The organism is Coprococcus sp. AF38-1 (assembly GCF_003603945.1).
Taxonomy (GTDB): Bacteria; Bacillota; Clostridia; order Lachnospirales; family Lachnospiraceae; genus Coprococcus; species Coprococcus aceti.
The window spans coordinates 241,034-262,052 of the sequence record NZ_QVGO01000005.1 but is presented as its reverse complement, the minus strand read 5'-3'; the positions used below and the strand labels follow the sequence as shown (position 1 = coordinate 262,052).

Below are 21,019 nucleotides of genomic sequence, written 5' to 3'. Positions count from 1 at the left end.
AAAAAATGGGCAGAATTATTTCAACAGAAAGCTTGGACATAGAAGAACAGAAAAGTGAATATAATCTCAGACCTCAGTATCTGTCGGAGTATATTGGACAGAAAAAGGTCAAGGATAATCTGCACATATTCATAGAGGCGGCGAAGAAGAGAAATGAGCCACTGGATCATCTGCTTCTGTATGGACCGCCGGGACTTGGTAAGACGACGCTGTCGACCATTGTGGCAAATGAGATGGGGGTAAATATCAAGATCACCTCGGGACCTGCCATAGAAAAGCCCGGTGAGCTTGCCGCGATACTCAACAATCTGTCGGACAACGACATTTTGTTTATCGATGAGATACACAGACTCAGCACACAGGTTGAGGAGGTGCTCTATCCGGCTATGGAGGATTACGCAATAGATGTTGTGATAGGCAAGGGCGCAGGTGCAAGGTCGATCAGACTTGATCTGCCAAGATTTACCCTGATAGGTGCAACGACGAGGGTCGGAATGTTGTCGGCTCCCCTAAGGGACAGATTTGGAATGGTGGACAAGCTGGAATTTTATACCCATGACGATCTGAGAGAGATAGTGATGAGGTCAGCGGAGGTTCTTGGAGTTGACATAGACGAGGAGGGTGCACTTGAGATCGCAAGAAGATCAAGAGGTACACCGAGACTTGCGAACAGGCTTCTCAAGCGCTGCAGGGATTATGCTGAGGTGTGTCATGACGGCCATATAGATCACGATGTTGCTAAGGCCGCTCTGGACAAGCTTCAGGTCGATTCCATGGGACTGGACGTGAATGATAGAAATATATTAATGACAATGATAGAGAAATTTGCAGGAGGGCCTGTCGGTCTGGATACACTGGCGGCTGCCGTTGGTGAGGATCCGGGCACGATAGAGGATGTGTATGAGCCGTATTTCATAATGAATGGATTCATAAACAGAACTCCCCGGGGAAGAGTTGTCACTGATCTATGTTACAGACATTTTGGACTGGATGCATTTATAAAGGATAAGTAAAGGAGAATGGGATATGGCACAGAAGAATGATATCAAGGTGGTAATCAACAATAAAGTATATACATTGAGCGGCCAGGAGAGCGAGGACTATCTCCAGAATGTGGCGACATATATCAATGGCAAGATAGCAGAATGTCAGTCATCTGAGGCGTACAGAAGATTTAACGCAGAGTATCAGAATGTTCTGCTTGCACTGAATATAGCCGATGACTACTTTAAGGCAAAGGATCAGGTCAATCAGATGCTCACCGAGGATGACGACAAGGATAAGCAGATATATGATCTGAGACATGAGGTTATCGAGGTGCAGATAAAGTATGAGTCTGCACAGAAGATGATAGAGGAATACAAAGAGAAGATAAGTGAACTTCAGAGACAGATCATAAAACTTGAAGCGGAGAAAAATGTTAAATAAGACTGAAATTTTGGCACCGGCGGGCAACACGGAGGCGGTGAAAGCTGCAGTCAATGCATATGCAGACGCGGTATATCTTGGAGGCAGTATGTTCAGTGCCCGGGCATTTGCCGGTAATTTTGATGAAAAAGAATTGCTTGATACCATAGACTATTGTCACAGATTCGGAGTGAAGGTCTATATGGCGATCAACACACTGCTTAAGAATGAAGAGATACAAAGGCTCCCATCATATGTGGAGCCTTATTACAGGCAGGGCGTGGATGGGATAATTGTACAGGATATGGGAGTTGTCTCCGTTCTGGGCAAGTCGTTTCCAGACCTTCCACTGCACGGAAGTACACAGCTCAGCGTGTCCAGTTCACAGGGCGCTGCGTTTCTGAAAAGCATAGGCATGACCAGATTTGTGCCATCGAGAGAATTGTCATTGTCAGAAATCACAGAGATCAAGAAAAATGTTGATATAGAGGTGGAGACATTTGTCCACGGAGCGATGTGTTACAGCTATTCCGGAAGGTGCCTGATGAGCAGCTTTGCCGGAGGAAGAAGCGGTAACAGGGGAAGGTGTGCCCAGCCGTGCAGAAAGCAGTATACCTCAAATGATGTAAATGAGTATATGCTCAGCCTGAAGGATATGTGCATGTTGAAGAGTCTGAGCAGGCTCATAGATGCGGGAATTGATTCTTTCAAGATAGAGGGAAGAATGAAAAAGCCAGAGTATGTGGCTGCAACCGTGACTGCGTACCGTGAGGTCAGAGATGCTTATCTGGCGGGCGAATCAGTGGAGAAACTGGCAGAGGAGCAGGAGAAGAAGCTTTTCGACATATATAACAGGGGCGGATTCTGCTCAGGTTATTATTACACATCCAATGGCAAAAAGATGCTTGCGAACAGCAGACCGAACCACACAGGAATTAAGGTTGGGCGTGTGAATGCAGTAGAAAAGCCATATGTGGATATAAAACTTGACGAGAATGTATCCGCAGGCGATGTCCTTGAGATAAGAGGCAGAAATGGTGATGTGGAGCTCACATGCAATGTGGCGGCAAAAGCGGGAAAGAATGTCAGACTTAAGGCGAAGTCATTCAGGAGCATTGCAAAGTTCAATGATGTATACCGTACAAGAAACGGTAAGCTTCTGGAAGATATACAGAATAATATAATAAATGCCGACAGGAAGATAGAGCTCGCTGCACATGTCAGTGCGTATGCGGATCAGCCATTAGAGCTTAAGCTTTCAACTGTAGAAGGAAAGTGTTCTGTCTCAGTCGAGGGGCCTGTGTGTACACAGGCACTTAACAAGCCTGTCACAGAGTCACAGATAGTTGACAAGATCAAAAAGACAGGCGGTACAGATTATGTGCTCGGGGATATAACTGCTGATGTATCTGACAACCTGTTTGTACAGATAAGCGCAGTGAACAACCTGAGGCGGGAGGCACTTGAACAGCTTGGACTGCAGATCTCACAGAGTTACAGGCGGGATGGCGGTGCAGTAAGAACTGGCCTGCCTGGCGCTGAAAGACCTCTTGAAAATGTGAAAAACAACACTGTTCACGGTGTTACAGTTGGAGTGTCGGACGCTGACCATGTAAATATTGTTAAGAATTATAAATGGGTCAGCAATGTAATAGTAGATTATAATGTCAGAAAATATGCAGATGAATTGAAGCAGGCCGGATTCAGAGTGATCCTTGCTCTGCCTGAGGTATTGCGGCAGAAAGAGCTTGACAGATATTCAGGTCTTTCCGGTGAACTTGGTTCATTTGACGGTGTGATGATCAGAAATTATGACGAGCTGGGAATTCTAAAGAAGTTGGACTATAAGGGACTCGTGATCGCAGATGCCAGTCTCTATGCGTATAATGATAATGCGTTTGATTTCTATAGAGAGATTATGGGTGATGTGTGCTTTATGTGCTCAAACGAGCTCACACTTGATGAGATACATGGTCTTTCATATGATACACTCATAAAGCTCTATGGTCATCAGAAGGTTATGATCACTGCAAACTGTATAGCAGGCAATTACATGAACGGCTGTGCCTCAAGGAAGATGTCCCGGAATGTCCTGACGGATGACAGGGGAAACAGATTCTATGTCAGAAATGACTGTGCGCACTGCTATAACATTATATATAATGGTGTTCCTACAAATATGATAGACAGACTGGCTGAAACCGGTATTTCAGATAAAGACTGTTATATTGAATTTACTATTGAGGATACTAATAAAGTAAAGGATATAATGGACAGTCTGGAGCTTGCCATGTCAGGGAAAAAAGCAGTATCCATGTCTGTAGATCAGTATACCAGGGGACATTATTACAAAGGAATCGATTAAGACTTTTTGATAAAGGTGGAAACATGATAACAATAGTAACGGAGATAGCGAAGTATTTGATCATATTTTTTATGGTTTTATACACCGTAAAATGCTTTACGGTTTTAAAGCCTGTGCCTGCCGATAAGAAACGGCGGGCGCTTAATGTGCAGATATTTTATGTGTTCATGATACATTTTCTTTGCTATCTGACATTATATCTGCATTATGAGAAGAAGAGCATACTTATATTTTATCTGCTACAGATGATAGTATCCATAACATATATGGTTTCATATCATGCCATTTATAAGGGCTCATCGAGACTTATAACGAACAATATGTCATTCCTTCTTCTCATAGGTTATGTCATGCTGACAAGACTTGATTTTGATCTGGCGAAGAAGCAGTTTATATTTGCCACGATCATGTTGGTGGTGACGGCATTTGTGCCGTTGTTCGTGGTAAAGTTCCCGCAGATAAAGAAATGGAATATATTCTATGCGGTGTTTGGTATAGGCTTCCTGTGCACGGTGTTCATCCCGCATGTGGGAGTTGATAAATATGGTTCAAACAACTGGATAAGCATAGGCGGAATATCGATGCAGCCTATGGAGATCGTCAAGATCATATTCGTATTCTTCCTTGCCAGCTCATTTGAAAAGGCAAAGAACTTTAAGGATATGATGAAAACGATCTGTGTAGCAGGACTTTTCATGCTGGTTCTGGTGGCTGAGACGGATCTCGGTGGTGCGGTGATCTTCTTCATGGTATTTGTCATGATGCTGTACCTTGCCACTGGTAAGCACAGCATACTTATAGGCGGAGGCCTCGGAGGTTCGGTTCTTGCTGTGGTTGGATATATGCTTTTGAAGAATCATTTCAGCCATGTCACCATGAGAATCGATGCATGGCTTAACCCGATCGAATATATAGATGGAAGTGGATATCAGGTTGCACAGAGTCTGTTTGCGATAGGCTCGGGCGGATTCGAGGGAACGGGTCTGTGCCAGGGACTTCCGACATCGATACCGGTCGTGTCCAGTGATTTTATATTTGCTGCGATATGTGAGGAGCTTGGAGTTATATTTGGACTCTGCCTGCTTCTTATGTATCTGAGCTGCTTCATATATTTCATCAATATATCGATGAAGATAAGAGATGCTTTTTATAAGAATGTAGCCTTTGGTTTTACAATATGCTTCATATTCCAGATATTCCTGAACGTTGGCGGTGTTGTGAAGTTCATACCATCTACGGGTGTGACGCTGCCGCTTGTGAGCTATGGAGTGAGTTCGGTTGTCAGCACACTCATTATATTTGGAATAATTCAGGGTATATGTGTATTAGAGAACAGTGGAGTTGATAAAAATGTCAGACAGGAAAGTATCAGCAGGGAAGAGTGGACAGAGACCCCAGTTGCGGTCAGGGGTCAGTCAAACAGCGGTGAAAAACAACGCAAACAGAAAAAGCCAGTCCAGCGCAAAGCAAAGACAGGATACGACAGGAAAGAGACGAACTCAGATGAATTCTGGGGAGAATAGTGACATTCTGGACAAGAAGACAAATGACAAAAAGAATGTGCCTGTTCTGGTTATAACATATTTTGTTGTCATAATCTTTATCTGTATGTTTGCATATATTATCGTGTTTATGGTGAGGGATTCAAGAACATTCATCGCCAATTCATACAATGGGAGACAGTCTCTCTATGCGGAGAAGATAAAGAAGGGAAGCATCATATCCAGCGATGGAAATGTCCTTGCGGAGACATTGACGGATGATGATGGAAACGAGTACAGAAATTATCCATATTCCAATGTGTTCGCACATGTTGTCGGATATGACAGCAACGGACAGGCGGGACTTGAGATGAGCTCCGCGTACTATCTCCTGACATCAAACCAGAACATAATCACGCAGACATACAACAAGCTCAGGAATGAGAAGAGTCTGGGAAACAATGTCATAAGTACACTGAATACCACGCTGCAGAGCACGGCTTACGATGCACTGGGATATAATGACGGCGCTGTTGTGGTTATGGAACCGGATACTGGAAAGATCCTTGCCATGGTCTCAAAGCCTGATTTTGATCCGAACTATATAGACAGTGTGATAGAGGATTCACAGGATTCTGACAGCTCTTATCTGTTGAATCGTGCAACACAGGGTCTGTATCCACCTGGTTCAACCTTCAAGGTACTCACGGCTCTGGAGTATATTCATGAGAACAGCAATTATCAGAAATATTCGTATGAGTGCGAGGGCGAGGATATATTTGACGGAGTACAGATACACTGCTCAGATTATGCGGTTCATGGAACTGTGGATCTGGCGGACTCACTGGCGAAATCTTGTAACACTTCATTTGCCAATATAGGAATGAAGCTCAACAAGCAGTCGTACAAGGATCTGTGTGAGAAGTTCCTGTTTAACAAGGATCTTCCTTATGACGGATATTACAGAAAATCAGTATTCGAGTTAAATGCAACCTCAGATGATTCGGAGATACCGCAGACAGCCATAGGACAGGGCGACACACTTATAACACCTCTGCACAGTGCCATGATCATGAGCACCATAGCAAACGGAGGAGTCATGATGTCCCCATATCTCATCGACAGGATAGAGACATGCGATGGCAATCTTGTAAAGACATTCAAGCCGAACACCTACGGTAAGATCATATCTGCATCTGACGCAAGACTTCTGAAGGATCTGATGCTTGGCGTAACATCATATGGTACGGCATCGGATGCATTTGCAGATTGCTCATATACCATAGCCGGAAAGACAGGTACTGCGGAGTTCAACGACAACATGGATTCACATTCGTGGTTTGTTGGATTCTCAAATGTTGATGATCCGGATATTGTCGTATGTGTCATAGTTGAGAATGCAAGCTCAACTGGAGCTTCAGCAAAGTATATTGCCAGACAGCTCTTTGACGCATACTATAATTATGTGAAATAATTGCACAAAATGATGCGTATGCCCTTAATACGTGATCATATTTACTTTAAAAATAATTTGACATATGATATACTGACTTCAAGTTTTAATTACACACCCGGAAGAAACAGGAGGAATTGCAGTGATAGAAGCAACAAGCTGTGGAGGGGTGGTAATCTTCAGAGGAAAAGTATTGTTGTTGTATAAGAATTACAAGAACAAATACGAAGGATGGGTTCTCCCCAAGGGAACTGTTGAAAAGGGCGAGGAGCACGATGAGACCGCCTTGCGAGAAGTGAAAGAGGAGACAGGTGTAAGCGCATCTATAATCAAATACGTGGGAAAGAGCAATTACACTTTTAACACGGCATTTGATGTGGTAAATAAGGATGTTCATTGGTATCTCATGATGTCTGACAGCTATTACAGCAAGCCACAGAGAGAAGAGTATTTCGTGGATTCCGGTTACTACAAATACCATGAAGCCTACCACCTTCTGAAATTTCCTAACGAGAAGCAGATACTTGAACAGGCATATTCAGAGTATGTTGATCTTAAGAAAAAGAATCTGTGGGGAAACAAGAAGTATTATTAATCAACAAAAGGACTTCTGTATGCAGGTACAGAAGCCTTTTTAGTTTTCTTTTGAGGGTAAGACATGAACAGAAATAATGCAGACAGATCAAAACAAAAGAAAAAGAGAACAGCAAAGGATATAGTTTTGGACATACTGCTGGTCGTTTTTTTACTTATAGCAGTTGGGAGCGGTGCGTATCTTGGAAGGTATTATTATATTGCGAAGAATGCGCAGAATAACTTCAATGATCTTAAAGGAATGCTCGATACCGATGGGGATGATACCGAAAAGGTTACGGTGGAGGTCTCGGATAAAAGTAAGGACAATGGCGAGAAGAAGATACTCAAGAAATTCGAGAAGTTATACGAGAAGAACAGTGATATTGCAGGATGGCTCACGATCGATGGCACGACCATAGATTATCCGGTCATGTACACTCCCGATGACAACGATTATTATCTGCATCTGGACTTTGATAAGAACTGGAGTGATCCGGGTACACCGTTCATAGATACGAACTGCAGACCGTTTGATGACAGAACGGACAATGTTCTCATATACGGACATAACATGAAGTCGGGAATAATGTTCAGAGAGCTGCTTCAGTATGAGGACGAGAGCTTTTATAAGAAGCATAAGAATATCAAGTTTGACACGTTGTATGGGACCGGAACATACGAGGTCATCGGTGCATTCCGATCGGAGATATATCCTGACGATGACACGGAGCACTATCATTATTATGAGTTCTTTAACGCTGCGGATAAGGCGGAATTTGATGAATATATTGATTTTGTCAAGTCAAACACATCATATGACAGCGGTGTTACGGCTGAGTACGGTGATGAACTCATCACACTTTCAACATGCGCTTCACACACTGAGGATGGCAGATTTGTCGTGGTTGCGCGAAGGATAACAGGGGATGATAAGTAGTTGACACTAAATGGGGCATGTGTTAATATAACAAATGTCGCAAGCGCCGGCTTGTCGGAATTGGCAGACGAGGCAGACTCAAAATCTGTTGGTGGCAACATCGTGCGGGTTCAAGTCCCGCAGCCGGCATTATATTGAGCCTGAAACCTGAGTAGAATCAAGGGTTTCAGGCTCTTTTGGTATACGTGGGAATAAGATCTTGAAATGAATGGGCGGTGATATATTATGATGAGTAGAAAGGTAAAACAGCAGGTGAATTCGGCTGTGAATGAGTTGGATATGAATCTGGCGAACAATTACAAGGATCTGGCGCATAAAGCCTTGAAGGAACTTGATGAGCTGGTTACGAAGCTTAATGAGGAGGGGCAGCTCAAGGAAAAGGACTACACCAAACTGAGGGATAAAGTGGATGATTACAAGAGACGTATGGTGGGATATCATCACTGACAGTATGTCAGTATGTCATAATGACATAATTTCGTCACTGAAAGATTATGACCGGGAGACTGCAGAACAACGGATGTATGCAGCTTCCCGGTCATATTTGTCTGTGTGTATCAGTATTGCTTCATTATCTCTCTGCGAAGCTTCTTGATTATTCTTTTTTCCAGCCTGGATATGTAGGACTGGGATATTCCCAGGAGATCAGCCACCTCCTTCTGAGTCTTTTCTACCCCACCTATGGTGTTTATTCCATACCGCAGTTCTATGATGGTGCGTTCCTTTTCACAGAGCTTTGATATGGCATTGTCGAGGAGATTGTAGTCTACCTCTGTCTCCAGATCACGGTAGACTACGTCCTCATCCGTTCCCAGAATGTCGGACAGAAGCAGTTCGTTGCCGTCCCAGTCAACATTCAGCGGTTCATCGATGGACACCTCTGTTCTGAGCTTGCTGTTGCGACGGAGAAACATGAGTATCTCATTTTCAATACATCTTGATGCGTAGGTAGCAAGCTTTATGTTTTTGTCATTTTTGAAGGTGTTTATGGCCTTGATGAGGCCGATCGTGCCTATGGATATCAGATCCTCAATTCCGACACCCGTGTTGTCAAATTTTTTAGCAATGTATACGACAAGTCGCAGATTTCGCTCTATCAGCATTTTCTTTGCGGAATCCGACTGGTTGTTTGTGAGTTCGTTTATGACCACGGCCTCCTCGTGGGGCTCCAGCGGGGCGGGAAGTACCTCGGTTCCTCCAATATAATATATATCTTTGCCGCTTTTCAGGGAGCGCAGTGAAATATTGCTGGCAACAGTAAATTTGAAGTCGTTACCCCTTATTGTGTTTAACATGTCTTTTGCCTCTTTTCATATAATATTTGCTTAAAAGAATACATTTGTCTGTGTGAAGTATATTAAATGTATTTGGGCTGATACCGATCAGTGGTCTGTGTTCCATGTATGAGCTATCGATGAACATGTAGTCAATGTCCATGGCGAGCATAAGCTGATTTCCGGAGCATATCGTATTGTAGGGAATTATGTGTATTCCGGCCGGAATGTCATCACGGTAATCATATTCATATATGGAAGACGGTTTTTTGATGTAGTCATCGAGCAGTGGAGTCAGTTCCGGTGGAGCCAGTTCGATGGCTACGGCGTATGTAGTCACGGCGACGTTGCGTCCTGTGAGATTGCATCTTAGCGTGTTACCTGTGTCCAGGTAACCGATAGCATTGGTGATCCTTGAATGTCTGCCTAGTAATACATTTGTCAGAAAGTTCAAATAATTCACTTCTTTTCATGTAGTGCAATTGGAATTATATATGTGGGCCGGTAAGAAAATGGTCGTATTACAATAAATGAAGCATCGATATTTCGATTGAATTTTTAATTTGTTGATGGAAATGTGGTTAAGTTTTTCAATATACGACTATATATTTGAAAAATGTGTATAAATCTGTGGATAATGTGGAAAAGTGCTAAAACACCCTAAAAAGTGCGAAATAAGCAAACAATTTGCGACATAGAGCGATATTTTGTGCAATATAATGATAAAAAATGAGAAATGTATATGTATGGATGACAAAATAAGTCCTGAACTTAAACTTGCCATGGATGCGGATGGTTACATGCCGTACAGCAGTCTTTATCTTGGATATAACGCATCCGATGATTCGTGGATGCTGATAATCAGACATTCCGGTGACATAGATGATCTTGAGGGAGATATTCTGAATAGCTGCGTTTATCTGCTCGGGGGATATGCCATAGTGAACGTGTATTCCTACAATATAAAAAGGCTTCAGGAGGAGCCGAGGGTACTTTATATCGATAAAGCTCAATATTACAGTTATGGTGCGGGTGTCGCCTATGACAGATACGTATCCTGCATAACGGAAAATTTCATGTCGAAGTATGGGCTCACAGGCGAAGGCGTATGTATCGGAATTATAGATAGCGGCGTGAATATCCTCAACCGGGAATTTGCAGATGACGCCGGCTCCAGGATAGTCATGTATTGGAACCAGAATACAGATTATGAAAGGACTTACCCAAACCGCTATGGTCTTGGACGGATATATGATCAAAGTGAGATCGGGCAAATGTATGAGGACAGGCGGCTGCCCGGTGTCATGGGAGAGCAGCACGGCACGGAGGTTGCATCTGTGGCCGCCGGGAGCAATATAGGAGTGGCGGGAAAAGCCCGGATCATTGTCGTTGAACAGTCGCTTGAACGCGTGCTGCCGGACACGATAGGTATAATGATGGGGATAGATCTGCTTGTGAGATACAGCATGGAGACTGGAACTCCGGTAGTGATAAATCTTTCATATGGAAATAACTTTGGAGCCCATGATGGCACGTCGACACTTGAGCTGTTTGTTAATTCTGTGGCCCAGATGGCTAAGGTGTGTGTTGTCACGGGTTCAGGAAATGACGGTGGAAGACAACTGCATACCAGCGGTATGCTTGGAAATGTAAGCTATGCGAGTATTGACATTGCGGTGGCGGCCGGTGTGAAAAACTTTGGCCTGCAGATATGGAAAAACTATATCGACAGCTTCGATGTGCTCGTCTATTCGCCGTCCTACGACCTTGTGGCGTATCTCACGGAGGGACAGATAGTATCCGGGGCGTATTATGGGAGCACGGAGGTGCTTGGGATATTCCAGGGGCCTTCACCTTACAATGTCAAGCAGCTCATATATGTATTTTTCCAGTCTGAGCCCGGGGATATAGAGCAGGGAATATGGCATGTGAGGATTGCACCGAAGAGCATTGCAAATGGGATATTCAATGCGTATCTACCCGGTGACAGTTATGTGACGGGGCAGGTTGCATTTGAGAATCCTTCGGTGTATGGAACCCTCACGATCCCGGGTACGGCATCAAATATAATAACGGTGGCTGCCTATGATCAGGTAAATGCATCCATAACGGGATTTTCTGGCAGGGGTTTTACGTCGGATAATGCCATAAAACCGGATATTGCAGCTCCGGGTGTCGGAGTGACTGTCAGCTATGGTGAGTATGGATACGGAAATGCCGATGGCACATCGCTGGCGGCGGCATTTGTGTCTGGCTGTGCGGCACTTATCATGGAATGGGGGATAGTCCTGGGGAACGATCCATATATGTACGGAGAGAGGGTTAAGGCTCAGCTTATAAGGGGAGCAAAGCCTCTCGGTTCACTGGGCAGTTACCCGAACAGATATACAGGCTGGGGGACCGTGTGTATGGAAAACAGCTTCAAAGGATTAATTGTATGAAAGATTTGCAAAAAGATGTGGTTTTATGTCAAGTAATTGTGTATAATTTAATTCGTACGTGTTTTTTGCAAGTATAAAAGAAAAAAACGGGGTATTTCACACATGGTAGGATTTTATAATTATACAGTTATTTTGACATATATGAGCCTGGTGTCATCTATCACAGGCATGTTCTTTACATTTACCGGACACCTTAGCATAGGAATATTGTGTCTTGCACTTTCCGGTCTGTTTGATGCATTTGACGGAAAAGTCGCAAGGAGCAAGAAGGATAGGACTATGGATGAGAAGAGATTTGGTATCCAGATAGATTCTCTCTGTGACCTGGTGAGTTTTGGAGTTTTTCCTGTTGTATTGTGCTGGTATTCAGGAATGAACACGCCGTTTGGAATGGTTATTCTTGCACTGTACTGTCTGGCTGGAATGATAAGACTTGCATACTATAACGTGCTCGAGGAGAAGAAGAACAATGACGATGATGATGCTGAGGTCATAGAGCAGCCGGATGGAAGAAAGTATTTCCATGGAATGCCGATCACCGCAATATCGGTGGGGCTTCCTATAATATATGTTACGTCACCTTTGCTTGGGTCCTCTTTCCCAATTCTGCTTCATGGAATCATGATACTTGCAATGATACTTTTCATAACAGATTTCAGATTCCCTAAGCCAACCACAAAGGAACTTATGGTGATAATTGTCATTGTGGCAGTTGCCGTAGTTTGGCTTATGATAAGATACATGGTCAGACGTCATATCATAACTATTCCTTATTTTATATCCCTTCTATTATAAGTGTATAGGAGCTATGGAAAATAAAAGATATAGAAGTAATTTGGCTATACCGGATATACAGAAGCGATGAAGGATGATGTATAAGATATGATAAAGAACAAATATGCAATATACAAAAGATCAAAACATAATGAGTGTGTATCGACACAGGACAGAGTCTTGCGCCTGTTATATGGCAACAGAGCGGGACGTATGGTGCTGGGATGGCTGATCAGACCAGAGGTGTCAAAGCTTGTGGGAAGATTCATGGACACTGGATTATCCAGAATCATGATCAATCCATTCATTAAGAAAAATGATATTGATATATCTGTGTGTCAGAAGAATGAGTTTGACTCATATAACGATTTCTTCAAGAGAAAGCTGGTGCCGGGAGCAAGGACCATAGATATGACCGATGAAGGTTTTGTGAGTCCATGTGACAGCAGGCTTACGGTATATGATATAGAAGACACAGAACGACAGACTTTCAATATAAAGGATTCAGAGTACACGGTGGCATCCCTCCTCAGGGACAAAAAGCTTGCGAGGCACTACAGAGGTGGAAAATTGTGGCTGTTCAGACTGTGTGTCGATGATTATCACAGATACATATATAACGTGTCTGGAAAGCAGTCTGATGTCAGACGTATAGAAGGCTTATATCACACAGTTAACCCTATAGCCAGTGAATATTACGACATTTACAAAGAAAATACCAGAGAGTATTGTCTTATAAGGACGCAGGATGCGGGAACCATCATTGATATGGAGGTTGGAGCACTTCTGGTTGGTCGTATAGTTAACAGGTATGTGGATTCCACGGATGTCAGAAGAGGAGAGGAAAAGGGCTATTTTGAGTTTGGTGGCTCAACAATCATTCTTCTCATCCAGAAGGACAAAGTCGCTCCTTTAGACAGAATAGTTGAGAATTCTAGAAAAGATATTGAGACCAGAGTCAGACAGGGCGAGCTGGTTGGATATGTACGTTAAGAGCAATATTATATATTCCATATAAAACAGGAACAGCGTATAGCTTGCTATGGAGCTATACGCTGTTCCTGTTTTGTTGTTTATCCTGTCTGTGTCAGAACTTATATTCTATATTATTTATTTGTAGAATTCACATGCCTCTTGATGGCCTCAAAAGTCTCCTGGCTTATAACGTGTTCGATCTTGCAGGCATCCTCGGCTGCGGTCTCTTTTGCAACGCCGAGACTTGTGAACCATGAAGACAGAAGCTGGTGCCTCTCATATATCATCTCTGCAATTTTTTTACCGGCTGTTGTGAGAGTTATGTATCCTGAGTCGCTTACTTCTATATAACACATCTCCCTGAGATTTTTCATAGCAACGCTTACACTTGATTTCTTATAGCCAGTCTCGTTGGCAACATCAACGCTTCGGACGACCGGAAGCTTCTGGCTGAGAACGAGAATAGTTTCCAGATAATTCTCTACTGATTCATTCGTGGTCAACATTATTATATATCCCCCTTATATTTAACATTATAAATGTATCTGTATTTATGTAGCAATTATAAATAATATATCATAAATGAATTTTTTATTCAATTTGATAATTGAAATACGAAATTCGACAAATAGGCACTTTTTATCAATAAAAGAGCCTGGTTTTGTTCAATTAGTCCAAAATGATTAATATTATTGACATCTAATTAATGTTAGTATATACTAACCACGATATGAAAATCAGTGGTTTAAGCTGCTAGTTAAGGAGGTGCAATTATGCCATTAACATTTGCAAAACCGGGAGAAGCCAACGTGATCAAAAAGGTTGGTGGAAGAGAGAAAACAAGACTGTTTCTTGAGAAACTGGGCTTTGTTGAAGGTAGTGTTGTAACTGTCGTGGCAGAGAATGCAGGAAATCTTATAGTTAATATCAAAGATTCCCGTGTTGCCATTGATAAAGATATGGCCAGCAAGATACTTGTATAGGTACGATTACATGTATCTGACTGACGACAAAAGTATGTAAAAGGAGTAAGATCATGAGCACATTAAAAGATGTCAAGGTTGGCAGTACTGTCACTGTCAAGAAGATTGCAGGCGAGGGTCCTGTAAAGAGACGTATCATGGACATGGGCATCACAAAGGGTGTACAGGTTTATGTTCGTAAGGTTGCCCCTCTCGGTGATCCTGTAGAGGTTACTGTAAGAGGCTATGAGTTATCAATACGTAAAGCTGATGCTGAGATCATAGAGGTAGAGTAACAGCTTATTTTTTTGTTCATACGTTAGTATATGCTAACATATGATAGAAAAGGCTAATATGAAGTACGCAGACACCGTGCGCGAGCATCTTTAAATGTGTCTGCACAATACAATAGGAAAGAGGGTAAACAATGTCAGTAAAGATTGCACTTGCAGGAAATCCTAACTGCGGTAAAACAACATTATTCAATGCTTTAACTGGCGCTAACCAGTACGTAGGTAACTGGCCAGGTGTTACAGTTGAGAAGAAAGAGGGTAAGCTTAAGGGTAACAAGGATGTTATCATAACTGACCTTCCTGGTATCTATTCACTTTCTCCATACACTCTTGAGGAAGTTGTTGCCAGAAATTATCTTATTCAGGAATATCCTGATGCCATCATCAACATTATCGATGGTACTAACATAGAGAGAAACCTTTATCTCTCAACACAGCTTATTGAGCTCGGAATCCCTGTTGTCATGGCTGTCAACATGATGGATCTTGTAAAGAAGAACGGTGATTCCATCAACATCAAGAACCTGAAGGAAGCTCTTGGATGTGAGGTTGTTGAGATCTCAGCTCTCAAGGGTACAGGTATCGATGAGGTTAAAGAGAAAGCTATCGCTGCAGCAAAGTCAAAGTCAGCAAATGCAAGAGTCCACAGCTTTGATGAGGCTGTTGAGACTGCAATCGAGAGCGTAAGCACTAAGCTTGACATGGAGGAGAACAGAAAGAGATTCTTCGCGATCAAGCTCATCGAGAAGGATAGCAAGATCATAGAGCAGATGAAGAATGCTCCAGACTGCTCAGCAGAGATCAAGAAGCTTGAGGATGACTTCGATGATGACACAGAGAGTATCATCACAAGTGAGAGATATTCATATATTTCATCGATCATTGACAAGTGTGTAAAGAAGGCTGCTAAGGGGCAGAAGCTTACAGTATCAGATAAGATCGACCGTGTTGTAACAAACCGTATCCTTGCACTTCCTATATTCGTGCTCATCATGTGGCTCGTGTATTATATAGCAATGTCAACAGTAGGTGCATGGTGCACAGACTGGACAAATGATAACCTGTTCGGCGATGGTTTCCATCTCTTCGGAATTGGAAGCTCAGCTTATGAAGATGCATCAGGTGACTATGATGCAGCAACAACAGCACTCGATGCATATGGCGTACTCGTAACAGATGACGAGGATGCAGTTGATGTAGATGCCACAAAGGCAGCCATCGAGGCAAATACAAACACAGAGGCAAGCGTTAAGTATGAGATGGAAGATGAGGAGACACTCGATACATACGATATCGATGTTTACTACTCAGAGGTTCCTGCAAATGCTAATGAAGAGACAACAAATGCAATGTCATATCTTGATGCAGTTGATTACTTCAACGAGACACAGATGGCAGAGATCGATCCTGCTGATTACGGCGTATTTGTTCCTTCAATTCCAGACCTCATCTCTGCAGGACTTGACAAGATCGGATGTGCAGACTGGTTACATGGACTTATCATCGATGGTATTGTAGCCGGTGTTGGTGCGGTACTTGGTTTCGTACCTCAGATGCTCGTACTGTTCATATTACTTGCAATCCTTGAGTACTGTGGATATATGGCACGTATCGCCTTCATCATGGACCGTATCTTCAGAAAGTTCGGTCTCTCAGGAAAGTCATTCATACCTATCCTTGTAGGTACAGGTTGTGGTGTTCCGGGTATCATGGCTTCACGTACAATTGAGAATGAGAAAGACCGTCGTATGACAGTCATGACAACAACATTTATACCATGTGGTGCTAAGGTTCCATTTATCGCCATGATCGCCGGTGCTATATTCGGTGGTTCATCAATAGTTGCAACAAGTGCTTACTTTATTGGTATTGCAGCAATTATATGTTCTGGTATAATACTTAAAAAGACAAAGATGTTCGCCGGAGATCCATCACCATTCGTTATGGAGCTTCCACCATACCATATCCCAACAGTTGGTTCTGTACTCAGAAGTATGTGGGAGCGTGGCTGGTCATTCATCAAGAAGGCTGGTACAATAATCACACTTTCAACAATTGCTGTATGGTTCACAACATACTTTGGATTTGTTGATGGTTCATTCCAGATGCTTGATGAGAGCCAGATCGATTACAGTATCCTTGCAAAGATCGGTAATGCGATCGCTTGGATCTTTGTTCCACAGGGATGGGGTAACTGGCAGGCAACTGTAGCATCTATCACAGGTCTTGTTGCAAAGGAGAACATCGTTGGTACAATGGGTATCCTCTACGGTGGTGGAGATGGTACAGTTTACCAGGCACTTGCAGGCGCATTCACAACAGCAAGCGGATTCTCATTCCTTGTATTCAACCTTCTCTGCGCACCATGTTTCGCAGCTATGGGTGCTATCAAGAGAGAGATGAACAGTGCTAAGTGGTTCTGGTTCGCAATCGGATATCAGTGTGGATTTGCTTACCTTGTAGCACTTGTTGTATACAGAATCGCAGGTCTCTTCACAGGAGCTTGTACATTCGGTGTATGGTCAGTAGTAGCAATTGCACTTGTTGTTCTGTTCTTCTTCATGCTGTTCCGTCCGGATCCAAACAATAAGGTAAAGACAAGCAAGGAGTTCCTCAACGCTTAATATAATATATAGAGGAAAATATATAAAAGGAGTGGTGACTTATGTCAGAGTATCTTGGTACAATCATTGTGGCAGCCATAATCGTTCTGATGGTGTTCTTCATTGTCAGAGGTATGGTAAAGGATAGAAAAAAGGGCAAACACATATGTGGTGGCGACTGTTCGAACTGTCATGGCGGATGTAGTCACAAGCTCTAAATAAAATAATAGTTGTAGTTTTAAATAGAATGTGCGTCGTAAGAATTTTACGGCGCACATTTATTTACAATGTGCTTGCAATAAGGAAGGATTTACTATATTATAAAAACATGTTGGTACACGACTGGCGGAGACAGCTGATGGCTGGTAGGAATTACCTACAGGGAGTGTACTGTTAAGACAAGCCGACCGCCTGGGCAAGCAAATATATCAAGACATGTATTTGTGTGCGCAGGTGGCCGGCTTTCTTTTTTAGGATGCTTTGCAGCATAACATCAGCTCACAGGTACGAGAAAACACATGGAGGTACAACAGAAAATGGAAATGTTATCACTTGAGAAGGAACTTAGCGAAAATGCATATCCAGGACGCGGAATCGTTATCGGTGTGTCCGAGGATGGTAAGAAGGCAGTGACAGCTTATTTCATCATGGGAAGAAGCTCAAACAGCCGTAACAGAGTATTTGTGACAGAGGGCGAAGGAATCAGAACAGAGGCGTTTGATCCATCAAAGCTTGAGGATCCAAGCCTTATCATCTATGCACCTGTAAGAGTTCTTGGCAACAAGACTATAGTTACAAATGGCGATCAGACAGACACTATATATGACGGACTTGACGATGAGCTCACATTTGAGCAGTCACTCAGAAGCAGACAGTTTGAGCCTGACGGCCCTAACTACACACCTAGAATCTCAGGTGTTATGCACATAAAGAATGGTGTGTTCGACTATTCAATGTCCATACTTAAGAGCAACAACGGCAACCCTGCTGCAAATAACAGATACACATTCTCATACGAGAACCCTGTAGCCGGTGAGGGACATTTCATTCACACATATATGCACGATGGCAATCCGCTCCCAAGCTTTGAGGGTGAGCCAAAGTGGGTTAAGATATCCGGTGATATCGATGAGTTCACAGACAAGGTATGGAACAGCCTCAATGAGGACAACAAGGTGTCACTGTTCGTCAGATATATTGACATCGCAACAGGTGAGTATGAGACAAAGATCGTGAACAAGAATAAGTAATTAAAGAATAAAGGAGATATTTGATCATGAACGAGATTCAGTTAAAGTACGGTTGTAATCCAAATCAGAAGCCATCAAGAATATATATGGAGGATGGCAGTGATCTTCCTGTTAAGGTTTTAAACGGCAAGCCTGGATACATCAACTTCCTTGATGCATTTAACGGATGGCAGCTCGTAAAGGAACTCAAGGCGGCAACAGGACTTCCAGCAGCAACATCATTCAAGCATGTTTCACCAGCAGGCGCTGCAGTTGGACTTCCACTTACAGATACACTTGCAAAGATCTACTGGGTAGATGATCTCGGAGAGCTCTCACCACTTGCATGCGCATATGCAAGAGCAAGAGGTGCTGACAGAATGTCATCATTCGGCGATTTCATCGCACTTTCAGATGTATGTGACGCAGACACAGCACGCCTTATCAAGAGAGAGGTATCAGATGGTGTTATCGCTCCTGGATACACAGATGAGGCTATGGAACTTCTTCTTGCAAAGAAGAAGGGAAATTACAACATCATCCAGATAGATGAGAACTATGTTCCTGCTGAGATCGAGAGAAAGCAGGTATACGGTGTTACATTTGAGCAGGGAAGAAATGAGCTCAAGATCGACAAGGATCTTCTGTCAAACTTTGTTACAAAGAACAAGGATCTTCCAGAGCAGGCTGAGATCGATATGAAGATCGCGCTCATCACACTCAAGTATACACAGTCTAACTCTGTATGTTATGTAAAGGGTGGACAGGCTATAGGTATCGGAGCCGGACAGCAGTCAAGAATCCACTGTACAAGACTTGCAGGACAGAAGGCAGACAACTGGTTCCTTCGTCAGTCACCACAGGTTATGGGACTTCAGTTTGTTGACGGACTTGGAAGAGCCGACAGAGACAATGCCATCGACGTATACATGGGTGATGAGTATGAGGACGTTCTTAAGGAAGGCGAGTGGCAGAAGAGATTCAAGGTTAAGCCTGAGGTGTTCACAGCAGAGCAGAAGAAGGCATGGCTTGCGCAGAACACAGATGTTGTCCTTGGATCAGATGCATTCTTCCCATTCTCAGACAATATAGAGAGAGCTCACAAGAGCGGTGTCAAGTACATTGCACAGCCTGGCGGATCAGTTCGTGACGATCTTGTTATCGAGTGTGCTGACAAGTACGATATGGTCATGGTATTTACAGGAATCAGATTATTCCATCACTAATCTGCCAGACCTGTCGGCGTCAGATATTGTATTTATAGAAGAATTGAGGGCGGTTTTGCTGATGAAAATCAGCAAAGCCGCTTTTTTACTTTATATTATTGTTGGATTGTGCTAATATAAAATGATGTATAAACTGCGGTAGCTATGCCGTGTAATAAAAATACTGTGATTCAAAGGAGATAACATATGTCTAGACGTAAACGCAGCATATTTAAAGAGAGAAGAAAGATCAACTATAAACTTATTTTTGCATTGGTGATACTTGCGTGTGTGGCTGTATTGCTGATCTCTTACGCCATATCGGCAATAGTGTCACAGAAGGATGAACTTTACGATCAGGGCGTAAAATATTACAAGTCAGGTTCGTATCAGGAGGCAATAGATTCATTTGACAATGCCCTGACAGAGAATCAATTGTTCTCAAAGAAAAAGGATCAGAATATAAAGCTGTATCTGGCTGATGCGTATCTCAAGAGCGCGCAGTACACAGAGGCCGCAAATACATACAACGAATTGATACAGGATTCATTTACCGGATCAAATGTAAAAGATCTGAAGGAACTGGCAACTGCACTCAGTGATTTCTCACAGGGAAATTATGGTGGTGCTCTCGATGTGCTTCTGAAGCAGGCGGAGACATATCCGGAGCTTTATATGTACATAGGAACATGCTACGCAGTTACTGATGAGTCCGATAAGATGTTTGAGAGCTATGAAAAATATGTCCAGACATTTGGATTCAACTCGTATGTATATGCCATGTACGGTTCATATTATCTGAATAACGGTGATATGGAGTCTGCGATCGCATATATTACAAATGGACTTGACAGTGGAGACAAGATATACAGAAAAGAGCTCCTGATGCTTGAGATAACATATTATGAGAAGAACGAGGATTACGATAAGGCTTATGAGATAGCGGGACAGCTTGTGTCTGAGTATCCGGATTATGAGAAAGGACAGAAGGAGTTTACATTCCTGAGCACAAGAGTGTCACAGTAGTATTTGTATTGGGAGGAG

21 protein-coding genes, 1 tRNA gene and 1 riboswitch are annotated in these 21,019 nt (G+C 42.9%); of the genes, 19 read left to right on the top strand and 3 right to left on the bottom strand.

The window, feature by feature from the left end:
* Positions 1-5: 5 nt before the first annotated feature.
* The 9 genes from ruvB to DW025_RS09235 all read left to right on the top strand — a co-directional run bounded on the left by ruvB (position 6) and on the right by DW025_RS09235 (position 8,666).
* Positions 6-1,013: a Holliday junction branch migration DNA helicase RuvB gene (gene ruvB, locus DW025_RS09275; RefSeq protein WP_022216513.1), complete on the top strand. Its 1,008-nt coding sequence runs from the start codon at positions 6-8 to the stop codon at positions 1,011-1,013.
* Between the two features lie 13 nt (positions 1,014-1,026).
* Positions 1,027-1,428 carry a cell division protein ZapA gene (locus DW025_RS09270; protein ID WP_015534892.1) on the top strand — a complete coding sequence of 134 codons (402 nt, stop codon included), beginning with the start codon at positions 1,027-1,029 and terminating at the stop codon, positions 1,426-1,428.
* Entirely contained in the window at positions 1,418-3,772 is a 2,355-nt protein-coding gene (locus DW025_RS09265; RefSeq protein ID WP_119999644.1) for a peptidase U32 family protein, read from the top strand. Before DW025_RS09270 ends, DW025_RS09265 begins: the two co-directional genes overlap by 11 nt.
* Before the next feature lie 23 nt (positions 3,773-3,795).
* On the top strand, positions 3,796-5,295 hold the full coding sequence (locus tag DW025_RS09260) for an FtsW/RodA/SpoVE family cell cycle protein (RefSeq protein ID WP_055144515.1): 1,500 nt from the start codon (positions 3,796-3,798) through the stop codon (positions 5,293-5,295).
* A complete protein-coding gene (locus tag DW025_RS09255) occupies positions 5,276-6,727 on the top strand; it encodes a peptidoglycan D,D-transpeptidase FtsI family protein (protein WP_071849453.1) in 1,452 nt (483 codons plus the stop codon). Before DW025_RS09260 ends, DW025_RS09255 begins: the two co-directional genes overlap by 20 nt.
* Before the next feature lie 121 nt (positions 6,728-6,848).
* Positions 6,849-7,301: an NUDIX hydrolase gene (locus DW025_RS09250; RefSeq protein WP_022216509.1), complete on the top strand. Its 453-nt coding sequence runs from the start codon at positions 6,849-6,851 to the stop codon at positions 7,299-7,301.
* A 63-nt stretch (positions 7,302-7,364) separates the two neighbouring features.
* Positions 7,365-8,219 carry a class B sortase gene (locus tag DW025_RS09245; RefSeq protein WP_118017575.1) on the top strand — a complete coding sequence of 285 codons (855 nt, stop codon included), beginning with the start codon at positions 7,365-7,367 and terminating at the stop codon, positions 8,217-8,219.
* Between the two features lie 45 nt (positions 8,220-8,264).
* A tRNA-Leu gene (locus DW025_RS09240) sits at positions 8,265-8,348 on the top strand.
* 96 nt (positions 8,349-8,444) lie between these two features.
* A complete protein-coding gene (locus tag DW025_RS09235; protein ID WP_118649130.1) occupies positions 8,445-8,666 on the top strand; it encodes a hypothetical protein in 222 nt (73 codons plus the stop codon).
* A 110-nt stretch (positions 8,667-8,776) separates the two neighbouring features.
* Here the strand turns inward: DW025_RS09235 and sigE are convergent, their stop codons facing one another.
* Together sigE and DW025_RS09225 are read right to left on the bottom strand one after the other, a co-directional pair.
* A complete protein-coding gene (gene sigE, locus DW025_RS09230) occupies positions 8,777-9,514 on the bottom strand; it encodes an RNA polymerase sporulation sigma factor SigE (RefSeq protein ID WP_015534897.1) in 738 nt (245 codons plus the stop codon).
* A complete protein-coding gene (locus DW025_RS09225) occupies positions 9,492-9,947 on the bottom strand; it encodes a sigma-E processing peptidase SpoIIGA (protein ID WP_022216507.1) in 456 nt (151 codons plus the stop codon). Before DW025_RS09225 ends, sigE begins: the two co-directional genes overlap by 23 nt.
* A 292-nt stretch (positions 9,948-10,239) precedes the next feature.
* On the opposite strand from DW025_RS09225, the gene DW025_RS09220 reads away from it, so the two are divergent.
* From DW025_RS09220 to DW025_RS09210, 3 genes are all read left to right on the top strand, one after another.
* A complete protein-coding gene (locus DW025_RS09220) occupies positions 10,240-11,934 on the top strand; it encodes a S8 family peptidase (RefSeq protein WP_165854775.1) in 1,695 nt (564 codons plus the stop codon).
* A gap of 102 nt (positions 11,935-12,036) precedes the next feature.
* Positions 12,037-12,729: a CDP-alcohol phosphatidyltransferase family protein gene (locus DW025_RS09215; RefSeq protein WP_055144505.1), complete on the top strand. Its 693-nt coding sequence runs from the start codon at positions 12,037-12,039 to the stop codon at positions 12,727-12,729.
* Between the two features lie 87 nt (positions 12,730-12,816).
* Positions 12,817-13,701: a phosphatidylserine decarboxylase gene (locus DW025_RS09210; protein WP_055144502.1), complete on the top strand. Its 885-nt coding sequence runs from the start codon at positions 12,817-12,819 to the stop codon at positions 13,699-13,701.
* Positions 13,702-13,814: 113 nt separating this feature from the next.
* Here the strand turns inward: DW025_RS09210 and DW025_RS09205 are convergent, their stop codons facing one another.
* Positions 13,815-14,189, bottom strand: a complete 375-nt coding sequence (locus tag DW025_RS09205) for a metal-dependent transcriptional regulator (protein ID WP_207666809.1) — start codon at positions 14,187-14,189, stop codon at positions 13,815-13,817.
* A gap of 267 nt (positions 14,190-14,456) precedes the next feature.
* On the opposite strand from DW025_RS09205, the gene DW025_RS09200 reads away from it, so the two are divergent.
* From DW025_RS09200 to DW025_RS09170, 7 genes are all read left to right on the top strand, one after another.
* On the top strand, positions 14,457-14,666 hold the full coding sequence (locus DW025_RS09200) for a FeoA family protein (RefSeq protein ID WP_004851067.1): 210 nt from the start codon (positions 14,457-14,459) through the stop codon (positions 14,664-14,666).
* A 53-nt stretch (positions 14,667-14,719) separates the two neighbouring features.
* The gene (locus tag DW025_RS09195; protein ID WP_022216503.1) at positions 14,720-14,941 is read left to right on the top strand and encodes a FeoA family protein; all 222 of its coding nucleotides are present in this window, start codon (positions 14,720-14,722) and stop codon (positions 14,939-14,941) included.
* 131 nt (positions 14,942-15,072) lie between these two features.
* Complete coding sequence (gene feoB, locus DW025_RS09190; RefSeq protein WP_119999641.1) at positions 15,073-17,562, top strand: ferrous iron transporter B; 2,490 nt, start codon at positions 15,073-15,075, stop codon at positions 17,560-17,562.
* 41 nt (positions 17,563-17,603) lie between these two features.
* Positions 17,604-17,759: a FeoB-associated Cys-rich membrane protein gene (locus DW025_RS09185; protein ID WP_022216501.1), complete on the top strand. Its 156-nt coding sequence runs from the start codon at positions 17,604-17,606 to the stop codon at positions 17,757-17,759.
* Between the two features lie 110 nt (positions 17,760-17,869).
* A riboswitch (ZMP/ZTP riboswitch) is annotated at positions 17,870-17,965 on the top strand.
* Between the two features lie 112 nt (positions 17,966-18,077).
* Positions 18,078-18,791 (top strand): IMP cyclohydrolase, encoded by a 714-nt coding sequence (locus DW025_RS09180; protein ID WP_022216500.1) that lies wholly within the window; start codon positions 18,078-18,080, stop codon positions 18,789-18,791.
* A gap of 26 nt (positions 18,792-18,817) precedes the next feature.
* Positions 18,818-19,996, top strand: a complete 1,179-nt coding sequence (locus DW025_RS09175; protein ID WP_015534899.1) for a phosphoribosylaminoimidazolecarboxamide formyltransferase — start codon at positions 18,818-18,820, stop codon at positions 19,994-19,996.
* Between the two features lie 186 nt (positions 19,997-20,182).
* Positions 20,183-21,001: a tetratricopeptide repeat protein gene (locus tag DW025_RS09170; protein WP_119999639.1), complete on the top strand. Its 819-nt coding sequence runs from the start codon at positions 20,183-20,185 to the stop codon at positions 20,999-21,001.
* The last annotated feature ends 18 nt before the right edge of the window (positions 21,002-21,019 follow it).